This is a genomic window from Streptomyces harbinensis (assembly GCF_900116145.1).
GTDB classification, from domain to species: Bacteria; Actinomycetota; Actinomycetes; order Streptomycetales; family Streptomycetaceae; genus Streptomyces; species Streptomyces carpaticus.
In genome coordinates this window covers 281,082-300,878 of record NZ_FPAB01000007.1, presented here as the reverse complement: position 1 = coordinate 300,878, position 19,797 = coordinate 281,082, and the positions used below count along the sequence as shown (strand labels likewise).

The window sequence follows — 19,797 nt, the reverse complement described above, 5'->3', positions numbered from 1 at the left end:
CGAAACCCCGTCCGTCCCGCGATCTCCCGTACGTCACACCGTGCGCCACAGCGTGACGGCCAGCGCCGCCGCCAGCAGCGGCAGCAGCGCCACGCAGCCGCCGACCGCCCAGCGCAGGGCCCGTACGGCCTCGTCGTCCGGGGCTCGCGGCAGCCGGTACGCGGGAACGCTGCCCGTCGTCCCGGTGGTGCGCCGGGTCGCCGGAGCGGGCCCCGGCTCCGGTATGAGGCGGACGTCCGGCAGACAGCCGGCGCACACCAGGACCGGCCGGTACGGGCCGCCCTGCGCCGGTGGGCCGACCCAGGTGACGGGACGGTCCCGGGCGCCGCAGCCGCCGCAGACGCCGCGCTCCCACCAGCCGTTCACCGTCCCGGACCGCCCGAACCCCGCCCGGACGGCGCGGCGCGGCCGGCTCACGGCGCGTCCTCGCCGGGACGGTGCCGGTCGTGCGGCACGAGCGAACGGTACGGACCCGGCACCTCGGGCAGCCGCGCCTGGCCCGCCACCGTGTGGCAGGGGCAGGCGCAGTCGCTGAGCAGCGTGTAGGTGGCGGTGACGCGCGTGGCGCCGGGCCCCGGACAGGTCCAGTGCCACCAGCCGGGGCCGCTGCCCGCGCTCGCCGCGCGGCACACGCCGGTGATGGTGCGGGCGTCGTTCACCGGCCCGTCCCCCGGGCGGCGGCGGCGCGCAGCACGGCCGTCATGGTGTCCGCGCACCGCTGGCAGGTGGTCACCGTGACCGTGCCGCCGCCCGGGGCGGCACCGGTGATCGTCGCGGCGGGGGCGGCGAGCTGGTGGCAGCGGTCGCACCGCACCGGCAGGTCGGCCAGCAGGGCGCGCAGGACGGCGGGATCGGTGAGGCCGGTCCCGCGCGGCGGGGTGCGCCAGGTGAGCCACCACCCGGTGCGCCACTCCCCCGGCGGCATCGGCAGGTGGTACCCGCGCCCCAGCACCCGCACCCCGCCCCGCCCCCACCCGGCCGCCGCGCCGACGGGCAGCAGCCAGGTGAGCACGTCGTCGGACCGGTCCTCCAGCACGCCGTTCCCCGGCGCTTCCTCCGCGAGATCACGCCACCGCAGCCGGGGAACCTGAACGGCATCCCACCACCGCCCGCACGGCACCAGCCGGATCCCCTCCCCCGCGTGCGGAATCCAGCTCCGATAAGCGTTCATGTGCGGCTCCTGTGACGTGACGATCGCTGACCGTCAGCACTGTGCCGAATCGGAAGGGCTCCGGCTTTCCACTCTCTGTGAAAGCCGGAGCCCTTCCGTGAGTGCCCGTGCTGCTACACGCCGACCCACCGGGCGTAGCCGGACAGTTCGCGGGACGGGGTGCGGTGGCGCCGCAGCAGTGCCAGGACCGTTTCGCGGGTGGTCGGGTGGTAGCGGGTCTGCACCGGGGCGGCCACCTTGGCCGCCATGAGTGACTGGAGCGCGTCGGTGGGGCGGCCGAGCTTTTCGTAGGCCCGTGCCATGTCCATGTGGTGGTGGCCGGAGCGGTTGAGTGCCCACCCGCCGGGGAGCCTCAGCTGCTCACCGTGTTCCGCCGCGCCCCCCACGTCGCCGAGGTCGATCTTGGTGGAGGTGGCGTGGATCTCCACGTTGGGCCGGTCGAAGGTGAGGCCGTACGGGTCGGGCTGATCGGCTAGGCGGCCGGCCAGTTCGCGGGCCTCGCCGATGCGTTCGGCGACGTCGGTGGTCGAGGTGGGCCGCCTGCGCCGGGAGTGCATCACGGCTGCCTTGAGGTGCATGGTCCCCATCAGGGAGAGCGCTCGCGGGTCCCCGCGTCGCACCGGGTCCGTGAGCGATTCCTCCATCGTGGCGATCTCGCGCAGGCCGATGTCGTAGGCGCCGTGGTGCAGGAAGTAGTTGCTGCGGTAGTGGCACACGACGACCGCCAGATACGGGTCCGGGCCAAGGGAAGCGGCCTGCTCCATGCGGTCGAGGGCGAGCAGGGCGAGGTCGAGGAATCCGAGCTTGTAGACGAACGCGTGGGCCATGCGGTACGTGTGCGCGAGCGTGCCGTGGATCTTTTCGCGCTCGCGGCCCTCCGGTGTGGTGTGCGCCAGGTGCAGCAGTTCGTCGATGAGCGCGGGGGCGATGGTGCCGATCTCCATGTACTGGCCGCGCAACCGGGCCTCGTCCAGGTAGACGACGTCGGCGCGGATCGCCTCGGGGTCCCGGGGCGAGACCTCGCCCACCGGCAGCATGGGATTGGCGATGGCGTGCCGGATCGGCTGGATCAGCTCCTCCATCTGATCCCGCTTGAGTGCGTCGAAGTACGGCTGGCCGGTCAGGTCGGTCACCGGAACGCGCAGAGCCCGGGCGCAGGCGGCCGTGAGGGTCGGTGTGGCGGCACGGTGGCCCGACTCGACCTTGGTGATGGAGCTGTAGGAGACGTGGGCCCGCTGGGCGAGGCCCTGCTGGGTCAGTCCGCGTTGCAGGCGGATCGCCTGGATACGCTGACCGATCGCGGCGTCGTACCGGTTGTCGCTGCTTTCGGGCATAATGAACTCTCCCCTCTGAACTGGACATTCAGACGGTACTCCGGGCTCAGCCGGGGCAACAGCGGTCGGTTTTCCGTGCTTTGGGCACGGGGGGCCGACCGCTGCGGCGTTCGGGCACCGTTCGCCGCGCGCCCGGGGGCGGACGGGGCGTCCGGGTTCACCCGCACGGGGGCGGCCCGGACACCCGTCCGGGCCGCCCCCGTGGCGGATCCGCCGTCCGCGCGTCCGGCGGGGGTGGGGCTACGCGGGGAACGCGCCGTTCATCGCGGCCTTGTGGTGGCGCGCGGAGAGGCGGGAGCCGGATTCGCGGCGGGCCGCGCGGCGCAGCAGCGGGATGGCCAGGAGGAATCCGGCGACCGCCCACGCCGCCAGTACCAGGGCCACCATGGGCAGTTCCCACGAACCGCTGGGCTCCGCGATCCGCGCGGCGTCCGGCAGCAGGGCCGAACGCAGGCCCTGCGCCATCCACTTGAGCGGGAACACCGACGCCACCTGTTGCACCGGCCCCGGCAGTGAGGTGATCGGGAAGATCGCGCCGGAGGTGAACAGCAGCGCCATCACGGGCAGCACGATCAGCGCCAGCGCCTCACGCGGGTTCGGCAGTACGGCGCCCAGCGCCGCGCCCAGCGGGACGACGGCGAGCAGGCCCAGCGTCGTCACCCACAGCAGCGTCAGCCACCCGGCCGGGTCCCTCGGCAGCGGCCCGTCCGCCAGCAGGGCCGTACCGGCCAGCAGCAGAACCAGGGTGCCGACCGCCACCACGACGATCAGCACCGACTTGGCGATGAGGTACGCCGGGATGCCGCCGGGGGTGGCGCGCAGCCGCAGCAGGGTGCCTTCCTCGCGCTCGGTGACGAGCATCTGCGGCAGGTTGAGCAGCCCGATCTGGAACAGCAGGTACGCGGCGAAGCCCGCGAGAACCAGGTGCGCCATCGGGGTCTCGGTGTCGGGGACGTCGCCGCTGATCCAGGAGGCGAGCAGCAGGGCGACGACCACGTTGGCGAGATGGCCGGACATCTCCTTGGGGTTGCGCAGCAGCTGGCCGAGTTCGATGCGCCCGCGCAGCAGACCGGCCCGCCAGTAACGGCGTGCGGGGCGGTGCGGGGGCCGGGGGCCGCCGTGCTGCGGGGCGGGTCCGTCCGTGCCGGGGGCCGGGCGCGCGGTGCCGGTTCCGTCCGTCGCTGTCATGCGCTCCGTACCTCCGCGCTCTCGTTCTCGTCGCCGTTCCCGTGCTCGCCCGTGGCGGGGTCGTGGCCGTCGCCTTCCCGGTCCGCCCGGTCCGCCGCGTGCACCATGTGCAGGTAGGTGTCCTCCAGGGTGGGCCGGCGGACTTCGAGGCCGGGGATCGGTCCTGCCGCGTCCCGGTGGAGTTCCCACACCAGCCGCGAGGGGTCGGCGGTGCGTTCGCGGCGCGGCGTGCCGTCGCGGTCCGTCCAGCGGACCTCGGCCCGGGCGGCGGCGCGCCGGGCGAGTTCGGCGGGGGTGCCGACGGCGCGGACCCGGCCGCCGACGAGCATCGCGATGCGGTCGGCGAGCCGTTCGGCCTCGGCCAGGTCGTGCGTGGTGAGCAGGACGGTGACGCCTTCGTCGCGGGCCAGCCGTTCGACCAGGAGGTGGAACTCGTGCCGGGCCTGCGGGTCGAAGCCGGTGGTCGGCTCGTCCAGGAAAAGGAGTTCGGGGCGCCCGACGATGCCGAGGGCCACGTCGAGGCGCCGCCGCTGGCCGCCGGAGAGCCGTTCCACCAGCCGGCCGGCCTGGCCGGTGAGACCGACCACGGCGAGCAGTTCGGCGGGGTCGCGCGGGTCGGGGTAGTACGTGGCGAAGTGGTGCAGCAGTTCGGCGACCCGCCAGCGGCGGTGATCGCGCCAGGACTGGAGGACCAGGCCGATGCGGCCCCGCCAGGTGTCGTCGCCGTGGGCCGGGTCGGTGCCCAGGACGCTGACCTCGCCTCCGGAGCGGCGCCGGAAGCCCTCCAGGATCTCGACGGTGGTGGTCTTGCCCGCGCCGTTGGGGCCGAGCAGGGCGAAGACCTCGCCGCGCTGGATGTCCAGGTCGACACCGTGCAGGACGGGGGTGTCGCCGTACGTCATGGTCAGTCCGCGGGCCCGGACGACGGGCGGTGCGGGGTGCGGTGCGGCGTGCTGTGCGGTGTCGGCGCTGTTCATCGGCCCGCCTCCGCTCCGGCCGGGGCCACGGCGGCCGGTGCCGCGGCGGCGCCGGCCCGGTCCGCGTCCGTCCCGGGTCCCGTTGCCGTTCCCGTCCCGAGTCCCGTCACCGCCGCCGGACCGGCCGCGCCCTCGACGATGGCGCGCAGGGCCGCCACATGCCCGTCGAACGCGGTGCGGCCCCGTTCGGTGAGCCGGACGCGCGTGCGCCGCTTCCGGCCGCTGCTCTCCTTGCGGAGGTCCAGGTAGCCGGCGTCCTCCAGGGTGTGCAGCTGCTTGGAGAGCGCGGAGTCGCTGAGCGAGAGGCTGTCGCGGATGAAGCCGAAGTCGGCCCATTCGGTGGAGGCGAGGAGCGCCACCACCGACAGCCGGGTGGCGGGGTGGATCAGCTCGTCGAAGCCGCTGGGGGTGCTCATCGGGCCGCCTCCTCGCGGGCCGCGCGGCGCGCGCCGCGGGTGCGCAGGGCACCCACGGACCAGCGGGTGGCCGGTCCCAGGAACAGCAGGAACACGCCCGCCGAGACGGTGGCCTGGATCAGTCCGGCCGTCAGCGGCGCCAGCGGCTCGACCAGCCGGCCGGAGAGTACGACCGTCGCGCCGGTCACCGTCGCGCCGCCGAGGAACATGACGAGCGACCGCCCGTCGTAGCGGGAGTGGTGGAGCCGCATCCGGCTCCTGCGGTGCTCGGAGACGCCGAGCGCGCCGAGCAGGACGAGATAGCCGGCGAGGGCGAGCAGGCTGCCCCACAGCGGCGGTTCCAGGCCCTGCCCGGCCAGGAAGAGCCACATGAGGGCGGCGGTGAGGTAGGCGGAGCCGGGGCCGCCGGACGCGCCCCGTTCCACCTCGTCGTACACGCGCTCCTGCGTCACTCTGATGCGCTGGAGATCGGTCCAGGCCTGTTCGGCGTCCACCGGTGTGCTCACGGCCGTCGCCCTCCCGTGGTGGTCGTGCTGGTACGGAACGGTGCGGGCAGCGGGGCAGGGGCCGGTACGGGCGCGCGGCGGCCGGGTACCTCGGCAGCCCGCTCCACTTTCCCACCAGGAAAGCTACCGTTGACTTTCCCGTCGGGCAAGTGAAGGGCGCGACGGAACGGCAGCGGGCACCGGTGATCGGACATCGATGCGCAGAGGGAAGAGGGGGAGGGACTGTGCCACACGGGGCGGGGGGCGGGGGGGTGCCCGCACGGTGCCGTCACCGTGGAGTGGAGCGGGGGTGGCGTCCGTACGCTCACCCGTACGTTCCGCCGTACGGTCCCGGGTACGCTCCCCGGCCGCCCGGGGCGCGTGCCCCACGGGTGTTCCCACGGTGTTCCCACGGGGTGCGAAGACCAGGCCGGGACCTGGCGTTTCCGCAGGTCAGCGGCTAATGCTGTGGAGTGCCCGGAGCCGGACTCGAACCGGCACGGCCCGAAGGCCAGCGAGTTTTAAGCTCACCGTGTCTGCATTCCACCATCCGGGCACAGAATCCCCAAGCCGTACCAAGCGCGTGCGCGCAACAGGGTGTGTCCGAGCTTATCGGGGTGACGACGGGCGAACACCGGTGCCTGTCACCGTTGTTGTCTGATTTTATGAGGCCCTGATGGGTCATCAGCTCCCGACCCGCTCCTCAGCGGCCCCTCCGTACCCCGCCCGTCCCCGAGGAATGACGCAAATCAACCCTCGGGAGCACCAGGGGTGACGTCATACCCAGGGATGAGAGCCCGGCCCCGGCCGTACCCCTCAAGAACGCCCCACAACCACCAGCGGGACGGATCCCCGGGGGGCGCGCGGCCGGAAGGATAGGGCGTGGGATGTCGTGCACGCGCCGTCGGTGCCGTACGGCCTCCCGCCAGACCGTCCCGTCCGACAGGAGTCCCCCGTGTCCACCATCGCCACCGAGACCCCGACCACCCCGACCGGCTCCGCGGCGGCCCGGGCCACGGATCTCACCAAGATCTACGGCGAGGGCGAGACCAAGGTGGTCGCCCTCGACCACGTCTCGGTGGAGTTCCGGGCGGCCGAGTTCACCGCGATCATGGGGCCCTCCGGGTCCGGCAAGTCCACCCTGATGCACTGCATGGCGGGCCTGGACTCCATCTCCGCCGGGTCCGCCCGCATCGGCGACACCGAGCTGACCGGCCTCAAGGACAAGAAGCTCACCCAGCTGCGGCGCGACCGGATCGGCTTCATCTTCCAGGCGTTCAACCTGCTGCCGACCCTGAACGCCCTGGAGAACATCCGGCTCCCCATGGACATCGCCGGCCGCAAGCCCGACCCGGAGTGGCTGGACCGCGTCATCGAGACCGTCGGCCTCTCCGGCCGGCTCAAGCACCGTCCCGCGCAGCTCTCCGGCGGCCAGCAGCAGCGCGTCGCCGTGGCCCGCGCGCTGGCGAGCAAGCCGGACATCATCTTCGGTGACGAGCCCACCGGAAACCTCGACTCGCGCTCCGGCGCCGAGGTGCTGGGCTTCCTGCGGAACTCGGTCCGCGAACTGGGCCAGACCGTGGTGATGGTGACCCACGACCCGGTGGCCGCCTCGTACGCGGACCGCGTGGTCTTCCTCGCCGACGGCCGCATCGTCGACGACATGGCCGACCCCACCGCCGAGCGCGTGCTGGAGCACATGAAGCAGTACGACGCCAAGGGCCGTACCAGCTGACGCCCGCCGGCTGACCCGTACCGGCCGGCACCGTACCGCCGTACCACCGCCGCGCCGCCTCCCTTCCGCAGACTTCACCCACCACCTTCCGGGACCGCTCCATGCTCCGTACCGCCCTGCGCAATGTGCTCGCGCACAAGGCCAGGCTGCTGATGACGACGCTCGCCGTACTCCTCGGCGTGGCCTTCGTCTCCGGCACCCTCGTCTTCACCTCGACCATCTCCTCCGCCTACCAGAAGAGCGCCGAAGAGGGCCTCACCCACGTCGACGTGGCCATCCGGCCCGACAACGACGCCGAGGCCGCCGGGCCCGGCGCCGCCGCCGACCTCGGCCAGGAGCTGCTGGACCAGGTCGCCGCGCTGCCCGGCGCCGACAGCGCCATAGGCGAGGCGTCCGGCTTCGCCGCCCTCGCCGGCAAGGACGGCAAGCTCGTCGGCGGCGGCTTCGACTCCCGCGGCGGCAACTACTTCACCGGACAGAACGGCAGCGGCGAGGACACCCGCTACCCGATGTCCGAGGGCCGCGCCCCCGAGCGCACCGGCGAGATCGCCCTGGACGCGCGCACCGCCGAGCGCACCGGCTACGCCGTCGGCGACACCGTACGGATCTCCGTCAACGGCCCGGTCCGCGAGGAGACCGTCACCGGCATCTTCACCACCGACGACGGCAACGTGGCGGCCGGCGGCACCCTCGTCCTGTTCGACAACGCCACCGCGCAGAGCCTGTACACCGCGCCCGGCGCCTACGACCAGATCACCGTCGAAGCCGCCGGGGGCACCTCCCAGCAGCAGCTCAAGGACGCGATCACCGCGCTCCTGCCCGCCGACGCCGAGGCCATCACCGGCCAGCAGCTGGCCGACGACCAGGCCGAGATGATCAACAGCCAGATGAGCGCCATGCGCACCGGGCTGCTCGCCTTCGCCGGCATCGCGCTGTTCGTCGGCATCTTCATCATCGCCAACACCTTCACCATGCTGGTCGCCCAGCGCACCAAGGAACTCGCCCTGCTGCGCGCGGTCGGCGCCAGCCGCCGCCAGGTCACCCGGTCCGTGCTGATCGAGGCGCTGTTCGTCGGCCTGGTCGCCGCCGTCTCGGGCCTGCTGGCCGGCGTCGGCATCGCCGCCGGGCTGCGCGGACTGATGAACGCCTTCGAGCTGACCGTCCCGGACGGCCCGCTGGTGATCACCGCCGCCACCGTCATCGCCTCCCTGGTGGTCGGCGTCGGCGTGACCATGCTGGCCGCCTACCTGCCCGCCCGCCGCGCCGCGAAGATCCCGCCGGTCGCCGCGATGAGCAGCGTGCACGCCGCCGCCACCACCCGCGGCCTGCTGGTGCGCAACACCATCGGCTCGATCCTCGCCGCCATCGGCGGTGTCCTGGTCGTGGCCGGCATCAACCAGGACGACCAGGGCGCCACCATGGGCCTGGGCGCGGCCGTCCTCGTGGTCGGTGTGTTCGTGCTGACCCCGCTGCTGTCCCGCCCGGTGATCGCCGCCGCCTCCCCGCTGCTGCGGATCGGCGGCATCTCCGGCAAGCTGGCGCGGCTCAACGCGGTGCGCAACCCGCGCCGTACCGCCGCCACCGCCTCCGCCCTGATGATCGGCCTCACCCTCATCACCGGCATGACGGTCATCGCGGGCAGCGTCCAGAAGGCCATCGACAAGCTGGCCGCCGAGGCCATCACCGCCGACTACGTGGTCTCCACCGCGAACTTCTCCCCCATGGACCCGGAGATCGCCGGCACGCTCAGCGAGCGCTCCGACGTCACCGCCGTCTCCGCGCTGCGTGCCTCGCCGGCCTACCTGGCGGGCACCACCAAGGACGAGTACCTGACCGGCGTCGACGGCGACTCCATCGCCGACCTGATCAACCTGCCCTTCGAGGAGGGCTCCTTCGACGGCCTGGCCGACGGCAACGCCGTAGTGGACACCACCACCGCCGAGAAGCACGGCTGGGCGCTCGGCGACACCATCGGCCTGACGTACGCGGACAACGCCACCGGTGAGCTGACGATCTCCGGCCTCTACGAGGCCAACGAGATGATCCGCGGCATCATCCTCGACAACGACACCCTCACCCCGCACATGCAGCGGGTGCAGGACATCCAGGTGATGCTGAGCACCACCGGCGGCGTGTCGGACGCGGCGAAGTCGGCGCTGGAGGAGGCGCTGGGCAACAACCCGGCCATCCTCGTCCAGGACCAGCAGGACATCTCCGAGGACATCGCGTTCATCTTCACCCTGATGCTCAACATCCTGTACGGGCTGCTCGCCATGGCCGTCGTCGTCGCCATCCTCGGCGTCATCAACACCCTGGCCATGTCCGTCTTCGAACGGCAGCAGGAGATCGGCATGCTGCGCGCCATCGGCCTGGACCGGCGCGGCATCAAGCGGATGGTCCGGCTGGAGTCGGTGGTGATCGCCCTGTTCGGCGGGGTACTCGGGATCGGCCTCGGGGTGTTCTTCGGCTGGGCGGTCGGCGAGATGATCCGCACCGGCATGGACACCTACGAGCTGGTCCTGCCCTGGGGCCGGATGGCCGTCTTCCTCGGGCTCGCCGCCCTGGTCGGCGTCCTGGCCGCCCTGTGGCCGGCCAGGCGCGCCGCCAAGCTCAACATGCTGATGGCGATCAAATCGGAGTGATCCAGTCCCGGGTGCGCAGCGGCAGTCCGGAGGAACCCTGGGGGGTCATCCGGACGGCGAGAATCTGATTCACACCGATGCGCGCCCGTTCGAACGCCAGCGCCGAGGCGGCCATGTAGAGGCGCCACACCCGGGCCCGTCCCGGGGTGGTCAGCCCGGCCGCCTCGGTCTGGCGTTCCTCCAGATTGCGCACCCACTCGCGCAGCGTCAGGGCGTAGTGCTCGCGCAGCGCCTCCACGTCCCGCACCTCGAACCCGGCCTCCTCCAGCAGCGACACGGTGCGGCCCACCGGGGCCAGCTCGCCGTCCGGGAAGACGTAGGCGTCGATGAAGGCGTCCACGTGGTACGCCTTCTCGCCCCGCTCCCCGCCGGGCGCGGGGCGGCGCGCGATCTGATGGTTCAGCAGCCGCCCGCCGGGGCGCAGCAGACCGTACAGCCGGGCGGCGTACTCGCGGTAGCGGTCCGCGCCCACGTGCTCGGCCATCCCGACCGAGGAGATCGCGTCGTACGGCCCGTCCCCGGTCTCCCGGTAGTCCTGCACCCGGATCTCGGCCCGCTCCTCCAGCCCCTCCTCGGCGATCCGCCGGCGGGCCAGCGCCGCCTGCTCCCCGGACAGGGTGATGCCGGTGGCGTGCACCCCGTAGTGCCGGGCGGCGTGCAGGACGAGCGAGCCCCAGCCGCAGCCCACGTCCAGCAGCCGCTGGCCCTCGCGCAGGTCGAGCTTTCGGCAGATCAGATCCAGCTTGGCGGCCTGCGCCTCCTCCAGGGAAGCGGTCTTGTCGTCCCAGACGGCACACGAATAGACCAGGGAGGGGCCGAGCACCAGCCGGTAGAAGTCGTTGCCGACGTCGTAGTGGTGGGAGATGGCGCGTCGGTCGCGGCGCAGCGAGTGCAGCGGGCCGCCGCGCCGCTGCCGCACCTCCTCGCGGGGCGGGGGCGGCGGCAGCCCGGGCCCGGCCAGCGCGGCGAACTCCCGTACGGCGGCCAGCCGGCGCCGCCCGGACGGCGCGGCGAGCCCTTCGTCCGCCCGCTCCCAGACGAGCGGGGCGAGGGCGCCGAGCACCTCGTACAGATCGCCCTCGACATCGACATCCCCGGCCACCCAGGCGCGGGCCAGACCGATCTCGCCCGGCTTGTACAGCAGCCGCCGCAGCGCCCGCCGGCTGCGCACCACGACGACGGGCCCGCCCTCCGTGCCCGGCGGGCCCGCTTCGCTGCCGTCCCAGGCCCGGATCCGTACCGGAACGGCGGCACCGAGCATCTGCTCGGCGAGAGCGACGAGTCGAGGGGCAACGGCCATGCGGACACACCTCCGTCACATGAGGGGGACAATCCCGCTCACCATGGCATGGAACCCCCCGAATGCCCCGGGGATTCCGCCAGGGGTGGGGGCGGCGCGCCGTACGGAACCCGGGTACGGTGGGCGGCCCGGCCTCCCGGGAACCGCCACGCGGGCCTGCGACCGTGCCGAGGGAGGCGCTGATGTCCGAGAGGGTGTCGATCGTCGCTTCCGACGGCCGGGGCCGGCAGGAGGTGCTGGATCTCGCTCTTTCCTCCACGAGGCCTCCCTTCCGCATCGAGGTGACCCGGCGGAGCGGAAGTTCCGGCTATGAAGGGAATGCCCATTTCATCTGTCTGGCGAAGCTCCAGCGAGACATGTACGAGGAAGGCATGCTGCTCTGCTGTCAGGGGAGCCGTCCTGACATCACCTCCTCGTCGATGCTCAAGGCATCCGGAGGCCGGCAGATGTACGTCTTCGATCCGGAGACCAGGGAGCTCACCGGTGAGCTGGTGGACATCTTCGCCCCCGCGCCGTACGAGGCGGTGGCGACTCCGGATGAGCAGCGGGCGGCGTTCTTCGCGTTTTCCGGGCTCGTGGACAGGGGCTGGCGGATGCCCCGGTGAGGGGAAGGATGCCCGATGAATCCGTTCGCCCGCAGCCTCGTCGAGGACTGGTTTCCGGCGTGACCGTCGTCACCGGGGTGGCGGTTTCACCGTCGTCGTCGGGGCGCGGGGTGGGGAGCTGACGGTGTCGCGAAGGGCAGCTGATGGAGAATTCAGCGGTTCCTGGCAGGCCATGGAGACGCCGTACGACGTCCTGGCCGCACGGGCTGAAGAGGCATGGCTGGACACGCTCCAACGACCCGATGCGGCGGATGCTGACGGGTATCGACCTCGGAGAACTCGACAGCGGTGACCTCTCCGCGGCTCATCGGCAGGTGATCGAGGACGGCTGGACGAAGACCGACGACGGCGCCCTTCTGTTGCGCGGCCTGCTGGAGCGGTACGCCGGGGACCTCCACGCGTTCCACGATGTCGTCGCGCTGGAGTCGGCCGTGAACGGCCGGGGGGTGGTCGACTGGGATCTGCCCATGGACGACGCGCGTCGGCGGCAGCCCTTGGTGCGCAGGGCGTTCACCTTCGCGTACGCGGCGCTCGCCAGGGCGCGGGAGCAGGGCTTCGCGGTCCTCGCCCTTGTGTCGATCTCGCGGGCCGACACCGATGAAGCGCCTCTCACCGCGTATGTCACCTTGTACGGTGTCCACCCGGAACTGCCTTCCTACCTCGCCGATCCGGCATCGGCCAGGGAAGCGGTCGCGGAAATCGGCCACGCGGACCTGCCTCCCCGGGGTGCACGGTGAAAGGACCGTCCGGGGCAGGGGCCGGCGGATGCCCCGGTGAGGGGAGGGGTGCTGATGGAGCCGACGGGGGCGCAGAGCGTGTTTGTCGCGGGGGGTGACTTTCCGGAGCGGGTGCGGGTCTTCATCGGGCGGCAGCTCGACCGGTGGCCGGGGCTGCTGCTCGACGAGGAGCGGTTCGACCGGGGGATGCTCGGTCGCTGGGAGCTTCCCGGGTCGCCGGAGGACCCGTATCCGGAGTGCGTGACCTTCTGCCGTGACGACGCGATGAACGCGTTCTGGGAGGAGAACGGCTACGACCTCGACGCGTCCGGGGAGGGCCCGTTCGCGCTCTTCTTCCGTTGGCGTGCCGCACCTCCCGGAGCGGGGGTGGGCGGGCACTGGGCGGTCACGCTGCTCACCCCGGACGAGCCGGCGGTCGATCCGTTCTCCCGGAGCGTCGTCGCGGACTGGTTCCGGCCGTGACCGTGGTGACGGCGGTGGCGTTTGGGGAGGGCGGAACGGCGAGGGGCCCCACCGTGTGGTGGGGCCCCTTGTGCGTGCTGGGGTGTCAGCTCGCCGTCGCCTTCGGCTTTTCGGCCTTCTTCGCTTCCGCCGCCGCCGTCACCGGGGCCGCGGCCTCGTAGAACTCTTCGCGGGGGTTCTCCACCGCGCCGAGGGAGACCACCTCGCGCTTGAGGAACATGCCCAGCGTCCAGTCGGCGAAGACCCGGATCTTGCGGTTCCAGGTGGGGACCGCCATGCCGTGGTAGCCGCGGTGCAGGTACCAGCCGATGCGGCCCTTGAAGCGCAGCGTGAACTTGCCGAACTTGAGCGCCGCCACGCCCTTGTGCAGGCCGAGGCCGGCCACCGCGCCCTTGGAGGCGTGCTTGTACTCGCCCTGCGGGAAGCCGCGCATGCCGGAGATCACGTTGTCGCCGAGCACCTTGGCCTGGCGCAGCGCGTGCTGGGCGTTCGGCGGGCACCAGGCGTTCTCCACGCCCTGGGCGCGCAGCACCAGGTCGGGGACCTGGGCGTTGTCGCCGGCGGCCCAGACGTAGTCGGTGCCGCGCACCTGGAGGGTGCCGTCGACGTCCACGTGGCCGCGCGGGCCGAGCGCGATGCCGTAGCGGGCGAGCGCCGGGTTGGGCTTGACGCCGGCGGTCCACACGATGGTGTTGGAGTCGGCGACGACACCGTTGGACAGTTCGACGTGGCCGTCCACGCAGGAGTTCACGGAGGTCTTGAGGTGGACCTCGACGCCGCGCTTCTTGAGGTGTTCCAGACCCCACTCGCCGAGCTTGGGCCCGACCTCGGGGAGGATCTTGTCGGCCACGTCCACCAGGACGAAGCGCATGTCCTCGCGCTTGATGGAGGCGTAGTACTTGGTGGCGTCGCGCGCCATGTCCTCGACCTCGCCGATGGTCTCCGCGCCGGCGAAGCCGCCGCCCACGAAGACGAAGGTCAGCGCCTTGCGGCGGACCTCCTCGTCGGTGGTGGAGTCGGCCTTGTCGAGCTGCTCCAGCACGTGGTTGCGCAGCCCGATGGCCTCTTCCACGCCCTTCATGCCGATGCCCTGCTCGGCCAGGCCGGGGATCGGGAAGGTGCGGGAGACCGCGCCGAGCGCGACCACCAGGTAGTCGAAGGGGAGTTCGTAGGGGGTGCCGACGATCGGTGCCACCGAGGCGACCTTGCGGTCCTGGTCGATGGAGGTGACCCGGCCGGTCAGCACCTCGGCCTTGGGCAGAACGCGACGGAGCGGCACCACCACGTGCCGCGGGGAGATACTGCCGGCGGCAGCCTCGGGAAGGAAGGGCTGGTACGTCATGTACGAGCGCGGGTCGACGACGGTGACGGTCGCCTCGCCGTAACGCATCTTCTTCAGGATGCGGCGGGCGGCGTACAGACCGACGTACCCGCCACCCACGACGAGGATTCGGGGACGCTCCGTGGTGCTCATGCCATCGAGTATCCACCCACCCCGAGGGGGGACCTCGTGAGGCCCTTCACAAGGTTCTGCGACCCGTCTGATACACTACGCGCCCCTTTCCGCCCCTTACCCCCGCGACCTGCGGGGTTGTCCCCCGGCCCCCGGAGCGCCGGGTGGTGCGCCGGGGGCCGGGGGGTCCGGTGGATCATGATTCGGCCGTCCTCGGCCGCTCACCGCGGCGCGCCCATGTGAAAAACTTCACGAAGTTCTTCGCCGCCCCGGCATCCGCGTACTGCCCCTACGGTGAAATCCCGCCGATCACCGGAAGGACCGTACGCCGTGCCCCAGCTCTCCGCCCCGCGGCCCGCCGAGCCGCGCCAGGTCGCCGGCCCCCTCGAGCGCCTGCTGGTGGGCGTCGGCTGCCTGATGGTGATCGGGGCGCCGCTCATCGCGCTGGCCTCCTGCGCCGTGGGGCGGTGACGGCCCTCAGGACGCCCGTTCCACCGCGCTCCACAGCAGGCCGTCCAGGATGTCGTGCTCCGAGACGACCACCTCGGCCGCGCCGGTGCGCGCCATGATCCGGGCCAGGATCAGCGCGCCCGCGCCGATCACGTCGGTACGGCCGGGGTGCATCACCGGGATCGCCGCGCGTTCGGCGTGGGAGGCGGTCAGCAGCCGGTCGGAGACGGCCCGCACGGTGGCCGCCGGGATCCGGGAGTGGTGGATCGCCGCCGGGTCGTACGCGGGCAGTTCCAGGGCGATCCCGGCCACCGTGGTGACCGAGCCGGCCAGCCCCACCAGGGTGTCGGCCCCGGCGAGCGCCACCGAGCGGCCCGCCTCGTCCAGCGCCGCGTCGATGTCCGCCGTCATGGCCGCGATCTGGCCGGCCGTCGGCGGGTCGGCCAGAGCGTGCCGCTCGGTCAGCCGGACGCAGCCGATGTTCACACTGCGGGCCGCGCTTACCTCGCGATTCCCCAGTACGAATTCGGTGGAGCCGCCGCCGATGTCCACCACCAGGGCGGTGCCCGCGCCGGTCAGCTCCCGGGTGGCGCCGGTGAAGGACAGCGCCGCCTCCTCCATGCCGGTGATCACCTCGGGCTCGGTGCCCAGGATGTCGCGGACGCCGGCGACGAAGTCCGCCCGGTTCTCCGCGTCCCGGGTCGCCGAGGTGGCCGCGAACCGGATCCGGTCCGGGGTCACCCCGTGCGCCTCGATCGCCCCCGCGTAGCGGCGGCACGCCTCCAGGGTGCGGGCCAGGGCCTCCGGGGCCAGCCGGCCGGCACGGTCCACGCCCTGGCCGAGCCGGACGATCTCCATCCGGCGGTCCAGGTCCTTCAGCGCGCCGGTGGCCGGATCGGCGTCCGCGATCAGCAGCCGGATGGAGTTGGTACCGCAGTCGATCGCCGCCGCTTTCACCGGTCCGTCTCCTCCGCCGTCACGCACGGTCCCTTCCGCCACCATTCGGGAAGCATTTCGAGTGCCTCGTCACCCAGCGGGTTGACGCCGGGGCCCGCCGCCAGCGAGTGCGCCACCAGGACGTGCAGGCACTTCACCCGGTCCGGCATCCCGCCGGCGCTGGGGAAGCCCGCCAGCACCTCGATGGCGTCCCGGCGCGCGATGTAGTCCTCGTGCGCGGCCCGGTACGCGGCGGCCAGCTCGGGGTCGGTGGCAAGCCTCGCGGTCATCTCCTTCATCACCCCGTTCGCCTCCAGGGTGCCGATCGCGGAGGCCGCGCGCGGGCAGGTCAGGTAGTACGTGGTGGGGAACGGGCTGCCGTCCTCCAGCCGGGGCGCCGTCTCCACCACGTCGGGGTTGCCGCACGGGCAGCGGTGCGCCACCCCGCGCAGGCCGCGCGGGACGCGGCCCAGCTGGGCCGCCACCGCCGCGGTGTCCGCGTCCGTGGCCCCGTCCGGGGCCGTGGCCTGGTCCGGGGCCGTGGCCCCGTCCGGGGCCGTGGCCGTGTCGCTCTGGTTCTCGTTCTTCATCGCTCTCATCGCGTCAGGGGTGCCGCTCGGTCGGCCTTGTCGATGCCGTCCCACAGATTGTCGTACCAAGGGCGGTTGGCGGGGGCACCGCGGGTGTGCAGCGGATCGTCCTCGTCGCCCTCCGTGCCGCCCGGCGGGTCCGGCAGGATGTAGCCGGTCTCCCCGGGGCGCACGTAGTGCAGATGACGGCGCGCCTGCTGCTCGACGTACGCCGGGTCCTGCCAGCGGGCCTTCTCGTCCCGCAGTTCCTCCACCCGCTCCCGGGCCTCCTCGGCCTTGCGCCGTTCGTCGCCGATCTCCGAGCGCTGCGAGACGTACTCGCGCAACGGGTAGGCCAGCGCCACGATCAGCGTGCCGATGACCAACGCGAGGAGCGCGGCCCGGCCGGTGAGCCGGCTGCGGCGCACCGGGCGGCGCAGCCGCCGGTTCTGCGCCCGGTAGACCCGGGCGGCGGCCTGCTCGCCCAGCGCCCTGATCCGCGTCGCGGTGGAGAACCGGTCCCGGTCCGCCGCCACATCAGCCTCCCCGTCACGCCGTTGGTACACACAGCTGTCCCCGCCACCGTACGGGACGGGTGGCGGGGACGGCGGCAGCGGCGGACGGGGTTCTCAGCCCTGGAAGCGCGGGAAGGCGCTGCGGCCCGCGTAGACGGCCGCGTCGTCCAGGATCTCCTCGATCCGCATGAGCTGGTTGTACTTGGCGACCCGCTCGGAACGGGCGGGGGCACCGGTCTTGATCTGGCCGCAGTTGGTGGCGACGGCCAGGTCGGCGATGGTGACGTCCTCGGTCTCGCCGGAGCGGTGCGACATCATGCAGCGGTAGCCGTTGCGCTGGGCCAGCTCGACGGCGTCCAGGGTCTCGGTGAGGGAGCCGATCTGGTTGACCTTCACCAGCAGCGCGTTGGCGGTGCCGGAGTCGATGCCGCGCTGGAGCCGCTCGGGGTTGGTGACGAACAGGTCGTCGCCGACGATCTGCACCTTGTCGCCGAGCTGGGTGGTGAGGGTGTGCCAGCCCTCCCAGTCCTCCTCGTTCAGCGGGTCCTCGATGGAGACCAGCGGGTACGCCTCGACCAGCTCGGCGTAGTACGCGGTCATCTCCTCGGCGGTGCGGGTCTTGCCCTCGAAGGTGTAGACGCCGTCGCTGTAGAACTCGGTGGCGGCCACGTCCAGGGCGAGCGCGATGTCCTGGCCGGGGGTGTAGCCGGCCTTCTGGATGGCCTCGATGATGAGGTCGAGGGCCTCGCGGTTGGAGTCCAGGTTCGGCGCGAAGCCGCCCTCGTCGCCCAGGCCGGTGGACAGGCCGCGCTCCTTGAGGACGGACTTGAGGGTGTGGTACGTCTCGGCGCCCCAGCGCACGGCCTCCGAGAAGGACTCGGCGCCGATCGGGGCGATCATGAACTCCTGGATGTCGACATTGGAGTCCGCGTGCGAGCCGCCGTTGAGGATGTTCATCATCGGCACCGGCAGCAGGTGCGCGTTGGGGCCGCCCAGGTAGCGGAAGAGCGGCAGGTCACGGGACTCGGACGCGGCGTGGGCCACGGCCAGCGACACACCGAGGATGGCGTTGGCGCCGAGCGAGGACTTGTCGGCGGTGGCGTCGAGGTCGAACATCGCCTGGTCGATCAGGCGCTGCTCGGTGGCGTCGTAGCCGACCAGCTCGGGGCCGATCTGCTCGATGACGGCCAGCACGGCCTTCTCCACGCCCTTGCCCTGGTAGCGGCCGGCGTCTCCGTCGCGCAGCTCCAGCGCCTCGAAGGCTCCGGTGGAGGCGCCCGAGGGCACGGCGGCGCGGCCGGTACTGCTGTCGTCGAGGCCAACCTCGACCTCGACCGTGGGGTTGCCCCGCGAGTCGAGGATCTCGCGGGCTACGACGACGTCGATGGACGGCACAAGGGGCTCCTTCGTCTGGATGGACGTCTTATGGCGTCTTGAAACCCTCTGAGCCTAACCGGCCCGGGTCCCGCTGCCGCTCACAAGCTCACCACAAACCCCGTCATCGTCCGCGTTCAAGCAGGTCAGAGGCGGTTTGCGGGCCGGGCATCTTTTTGTTTACGGGCGGAAGAAAACCCGGCGCGGGGCGGGGACACGGCGGGTTGCGCCGCCGTTCACCACCCCGCGCCGGGCGGGAGGATCGTTTCGCCGGACCGTCGGTCAGCTCACAGGGCGAGCTGCTGGCCGGGGAAGATCAGGTTGGGGTCGTCGCCGACGACCTCGGTGTTGCGCTGGTACAGCTCCTGCCAGGTGGTGCCGTGGGCGGCGGCGATCTTGGACAGGGTGTCGCCGGACACCACCGTGTAGGTGTCGCCGGTGGCGGCCGGGGCGCTCTCGGCGGGCGCGGTGGACTGCGGGGCGGGAGCCGGGGCCGGGGCCTCCTCCTGCACCGGAGCCTCCTCGACCGGAGCGGGGGCCTCCTCGGCCGGGGCGGGGGTCTCCTCGGCGGAGCCACCGGGGTCGACCTCGGCGGCCGGGCCGCCGGCGGACAGGCCTGCCTGCGCGCCGCACACCGGCCAGGCGCCCGGGCCCTGCATGGAGAGCAGCACCTCGGCGGTGGCGATCTGCTGGTCCTTGGTGGCCTGGTTGGCCTGCGCGGCGTACTGGGTGCCGCCGGCCGCCGCCCAGGAGGAGCTGGAGAACTGGAGGCCGCCGTAGTAGCCGTTGCCGGTGTTGATGGACCAGTCGCCGCCCGACTCGCACTGGGCGACGGCGTCCCAGGTGTCGACCGAGGCGGCGTTGGCGCCGGTGGCACCGATCAGGGGGATGGCGACGGCGGCACCGGTGACACCGGCGGCGGTCGCGAGGCGGGTCGGCTTGGAGGGACGGCGGTGACGGCCCTTGCCGGAGAACAGCATGACGATCCTTCTCACCGGACGCCTGCGAGGTGAGCTGTCGGGTTCGGGTCAGTGAGTTGCCCGGCCGGGACGGACGGATCCGTCCCGGCTTCACCCCGAGCCGTACCGGAGGGTTCCGGTCCGGCGTTCCGCTGCCCGGCCTTGCTGATGGCCGCCGGGTGGCGGACTGGGTCCCCCGCTCCTGCCAAGCGGTTGTGGCGCAGTGGTGGTCCCCCGGCCGGCGGCAGGATTCGGCGTACGGCCGGGGTGCCCGGTATGTAAAACCGAGCGGGGGACACTAAACACACGCCGACTAACGATTCAAGAACGATGAAGATCGCGGCGCGGGCGTGGCTTGACTCCGAACGGGGGATGTCTGCGCAGGTCAGCGGGGAAACGGACAGTGCGGACCTGTCGGGCGCGATCGTCGCATAGAGAGACGATGGTCACACTTAACACCCTACGGAAGTCGTCCTGCCATACCGGCCC

At 72.3% G+C, this 19,797-nt stretch carries 21 protein-coding genes, 1 tRNA gene and 1 riboswitch; of the genes, 6 read left to right on the top strand and 16 right to left on the bottom strand.

What is annotated here, in order from left to right:
- Positions 1-33: 33 nt before the first annotated feature.
- The 9 genes from BM385_RS20660 to BM385_RS20620 form a co-directional block, all read right to left on the bottom strand.
- Positions 34-417 carry a hypothetical protein gene (locus BM385_RS20660; protein WP_093843962.1) on the bottom strand — a complete coding sequence of 128 codons (384 nt, stop codon included), beginning with the start codon at positions 415-417 and terminating at the stop codon, positions 34-36.
- On the bottom strand, positions 414-659 hold the full coding sequence (locus BM385_RS27310) for a hypothetical protein (RefSeq protein WP_093843961.1): 246 nt from the start codon (positions 657-659) through the stop codon (positions 414-416). The genes BM385_RS20660 and BM385_RS27310 overlap by 4 nt, the downstream gene beginning before the upstream one ends.
- On the bottom strand, positions 656-1,171 hold the full coding sequence (locus tag BM385_RS27305) for a hypothetical protein (RefSeq protein ID WP_158687244.1): 516 nt from the start codon (positions 1,169-1,171) through the stop codon (positions 656-658). The genes BM385_RS27310 and BM385_RS27305 overlap by 4 nt, the downstream gene beginning before the upstream one ends.
- A gap of 113 nt (positions 1,172-1,284) precedes the next feature.
- Positions 1,285-2,505, bottom strand: a complete 1,221-nt coding sequence (locus BM385_RS20645) for a helix-turn-helix domain-containing protein (RefSeq protein WP_019435323.1) — start codon at positions 2,503-2,505, stop codon at positions 1,285-1,287.
- A 240-nt stretch (positions 2,506-2,745) separates the two neighbouring features.
- Positions 2,746-3,693: an ABC transporter permease gene (locus BM385_RS20640; RefSeq protein WP_019435322.1), complete on the bottom strand. Its 948-nt coding sequence runs from the start codon at positions 3,691-3,693 to the stop codon at positions 2,746-2,748.
- Positions 3,690-4,670, bottom strand: coding sequence for an ABC transporter ATP-binding protein (locus BM385_RS20635; protein WP_093843960.1), 981 nt, complete (start codon positions 4,668-4,670; stop codon positions 3,690-3,692). Before BM385_RS20635 ends, BM385_RS20640 begins: the two co-directional genes overlap by 4 nt.
- Positions 4,667-5,086, bottom strand: a complete 420-nt coding sequence (locus BM385_RS20630) for a transcriptional regulator (RefSeq protein WP_093843959.1) — start codon at positions 5,084-5,086, stop codon at positions 4,667-4,669. The genes BM385_RS20635 and BM385_RS20630 overlap by 4 nt, the downstream gene beginning before the upstream one ends.
- On the bottom strand, positions 5,083-5,592 hold the full coding sequence (locus tag BM385_RS20625) for a hypothetical protein (RefSeq protein WP_175543053.1): 510 nt from the start codon (positions 5,590-5,592) through the stop codon (positions 5,083-5,085). The genes BM385_RS20630 and BM385_RS20625 overlap by 4 nt, the downstream gene beginning before the upstream one ends.
- 453 nt (positions 5,593-6,045) lie before the next feature.
- Positions 6,046-6,127 (bottom strand) — tRNA-Leu (locus BM385_RS20620).
- 408 nt (positions 6,128-6,535) lie between these two features.
- On the opposite strand from BM385_RS20620, the gene BM385_RS20615 reads away from it, so the two are divergent.
- Both BM385_RS20615 and BM385_RS20610 read left to right on the top strand, forming a co-directional pair.
- Positions 6,536-7,306 carry an ABC transporter ATP-binding protein gene (locus BM385_RS20615; RefSeq protein ID WP_026047705.1) on the top strand — a complete coding sequence of 257 codons (771 nt, stop codon included), beginning with the start codon at positions 6,536-6,538 and terminating at the stop codon, positions 7,304-7,306.
- A 101-nt stretch (positions 7,307-7,407) separates the two neighbouring features.
- Positions 7,408-9,948 carry an ABC transporter permease gene (locus tag BM385_RS20610; RefSeq protein ID WP_093843958.1) on the top strand — a complete coding sequence of 847 codons (2,541 nt, stop codon included), beginning with the start codon at positions 7,408-7,410 and terminating at the stop codon, positions 9,946-9,948.
- Here BM385_RS20610 and BM385_RS20605 read toward each other — a convergent pair.
- Entirely contained in the window at positions 9,935-11,248 is a 1,314-nt protein-coding gene (locus tag BM385_RS20605; protein WP_026047704.1) for an SAM-dependent methyltransferase, read from the bottom strand. The two genes, BM385_RS20610 and BM385_RS20605, sit on opposite strands and share 14 nt — an antisense overlap.
- A gap of 182 nt (positions 11,249-11,430) precedes the next feature.
- Between BM385_RS20605 and BM385_RS20600 the strand changes: the two genes are divergently transcribed.
- The 3 genes from BM385_RS20600 to BM385_RS20590 all read left to right on the top strand — a co-directional run bounded on the left by BM385_RS20600 (position 11,431) and on the right by BM385_RS20590 (position 13,052).
- The gene (locus BM385_RS20600) at positions 11,431-11,853 is read left to right on the top strand and encodes a hypothetical protein (protein WP_093843957.1); all 423 of its coding nucleotides are present in this window, start codon (positions 11,431-11,433) and stop codon (positions 11,851-11,853) included.
- A gap of 251 nt (positions 11,854-12,104) precedes the next feature.
- Positions 12,105-12,590, top strand: coding sequence for a hypothetical protein (locus BM385_RS20595; RefSeq protein WP_139275214.1), 486 nt, complete (start codon positions 12,105-12,107; stop codon positions 12,588-12,590).
- A gap of 54 nt (positions 12,591-12,644) precedes the next feature.
- Positions 12,645-13,052 (top strand): hypothetical protein, encoded by a 408-nt coding sequence (locus BM385_RS20590; protein ID WP_139275213.1) that lies wholly within the window; start codon positions 12,645-12,647, stop codon positions 13,050-13,052.
- An 85-nt stretch (positions 13,053-13,137) separates the two neighbouring features.
- Here BM385_RS20590 and BM385_RS20585 read toward each other — a convergent pair whose 3' ends face one another.
- Entirely contained in the window at positions 13,138-14,526 is a 1,389-nt protein-coding gene (locus BM385_RS20585) for an NAD(P)/FAD-dependent oxidoreductase (RefSeq protein ID WP_093843954.1), read from the bottom strand.
- A 309-nt stretch (positions 14,527-14,835) separates the two neighbouring features.
- Between BM385_RS20585 and BM385_RS27300 the strand changes: the two genes are divergently transcribed.
- Complete coding sequence (locus BM385_RS27300; RefSeq protein ID WP_019435308.1) at positions 14,836-14,976, top strand: hypothetical protein; 141 nt, start codon at positions 14,836-14,838, stop codon at positions 14,974-14,976.
- 6 nt (positions 14,977-14,982) lie between these two features.
- On the opposite strand, the gene BM385_RS20580 is transcribed toward BM385_RS27300, so the two are convergent.
- From BM385_RS20580 to BM385_RS20560, 5 genes are all read right to left on the bottom strand, one after another.
- The gene (locus BM385_RS20580) at positions 14,983-15,957 is read right to left on the bottom strand and encodes a Ppx/GppA phosphatase family protein (RefSeq protein ID WP_093843953.1); all 975 of its coding nucleotides are present in this window, start codon (positions 15,955-15,957) and stop codon (positions 14,983-14,985) included.
- Positions 15,909-16,481 carry a DUF501 domain-containing protein gene (locus BM385_RS20575; RefSeq protein ID WP_019435306.1) on the bottom strand — a complete coding sequence of 191 codons (573 nt, stop codon included), beginning with the start codon at positions 16,479-16,481 and terminating at the stop codon, positions 15,909-15,911. The genes BM385_RS20580 and BM385_RS20575 overlap by 49 nt, the downstream gene beginning before the upstream one ends.
- A gap of 5 nt (positions 16,482-16,486) precedes the next feature.
- Positions 16,487-16,996 carry an FtsB family cell division protein gene (locus BM385_RS20570; RefSeq protein ID WP_019435305.1) on the bottom strand — a complete coding sequence of 170 codons (510 nt, stop codon included), beginning with the start codon at positions 16,994-16,996 and terminating at the stop codon, positions 16,487-16,489.
- 93 nt (positions 16,997-17,089) lie between these two features.
- Positions 17,090-18,370, bottom strand: coding sequence for a phosphopyruvate hydratase (eno, locus tag BM385_RS20565; RefSeq protein ID WP_019435304.1), 1,281 nt, complete (start codon positions 18,368-18,370; stop codon positions 17,090-17,092).
- Positions 18,371-18,636: 266 nt separating this feature from the next.
- Positions 18,637-19,329 carry a LysM peptidoglycan-binding domain-containing protein gene (locus BM385_RS20560; protein ID WP_019435303.1) on the bottom strand — a complete coding sequence of 231 codons (693 nt, stop codon included), beginning with the start codon at positions 19,327-19,329 and terminating at the stop codon, positions 18,637-18,639.
- 3 nt (positions 19,330-19,332) lie between these two features.
- A riboswitch (cyclic di-AMP (ydaO/yuaA leader) is annotated at positions 19,333-19,539 on the bottom strand.
- Between the last annotated feature and the right edge of the window lie 258 nt (positions 19,540-19,797).

Bases quoted from the DNA above. Each gene is read 5' to 3' on its own strand.
- BM385_RS27305 (WP_158687244.1), bottom strand. From the start codon at position 1,171: ATGAACGCTTATCGGAGCTGGATTCCGCACGCGGGGGAGGGGATCCGG.
- BM385_RS20645 (WP_019435323.1), bottom strand. From the start codon at position 2,505: ATGCCCGAAAGCAGCGACAACCGGTACGACGCCGCGATCGGTCAGCGT.
- BM385_RS20640 (WP_019435322.1), bottom strand. From the start codon at position 3,693: ATGACAGCGACGGACGGAACCGGCACCGCGCGCCCGGCCCCCGGCACG.
- BM385_RS20635 (WP_093843960.1), bottom strand. From the start codon at position 4,670: ATGAACAGCGCCGACACCGCACAGCACGCCGCACCGCACCCCGCACCG.
- BM385_RS20630 (WP_093843959.1), bottom strand. From the start codon at position 5,086: ATGAGCACCCCCAGCGGCTTCGACGAGCTGATCCACCCCGCCACCCGG.
- BM385_RS20610 (WP_093843958.1), top strand. From the start codon at position 7,408: ATGCTCCGTACCGCCCTGCGCAATGTGCTCGCGCACAAGGCCAGGCTG.
- BM385_RS20605 (WP_026047704.1), bottom strand. From the start codon at position 11,248: ATGGCCGTTGCCCCTCGACTCGTCGCTCTCGCCGAGCAGATGCTCGGT.
- BM385_RS20600 (WP_093843957.1), top strand. From the start codon at position 11,431: ATGTCCGAGAGGGTGTCGATCGTCGCTTCCGACGGCCGGGGCCGGCAG.
- BM385_RS20595 (WP_139275214.1), top strand. From the start codon at position 12,105: ATGCTGACGGGTATCGACCTCGGAGAACTCGACAGCGGTGACCTCTCC.
- BM385_RS20590 (WP_139275213.1), top strand. From the start codon at position 12,645: ATGGAGCCGACGGGGGCGCAGAGCGTGTTTGTCGCGGGGGGTGACTTT.
- BM385_RS20585 (WP_093843954.1), bottom strand. From the start codon at position 14,526: ATGAGCACCACGGAGCGTCCCCGAATCCTCGTCGTGGGTGGCGGGTAC.
- BM385_RS20580 (WP_093843953.1), bottom strand. From the start codon at position 15,957: ATGGTGGCGGAAGGGACCGTGCGTGACGGCGGAGGAGACGGACCGGTG.
- BM385_RS20575 (WP_019435306.1), bottom strand. From the start codon at position 16,481: ATGAAGAACGAGAACCAGAGCGACACGGCCACGGCCCCGGACGGGGCC.
- BM385_RS20560 (WP_019435303.1), bottom strand. From the start codon at position 19,329: ATGCTGTTCTCCGGCAAGGGCCGTCACCGCCGTCCCTCCAAGCCGACC.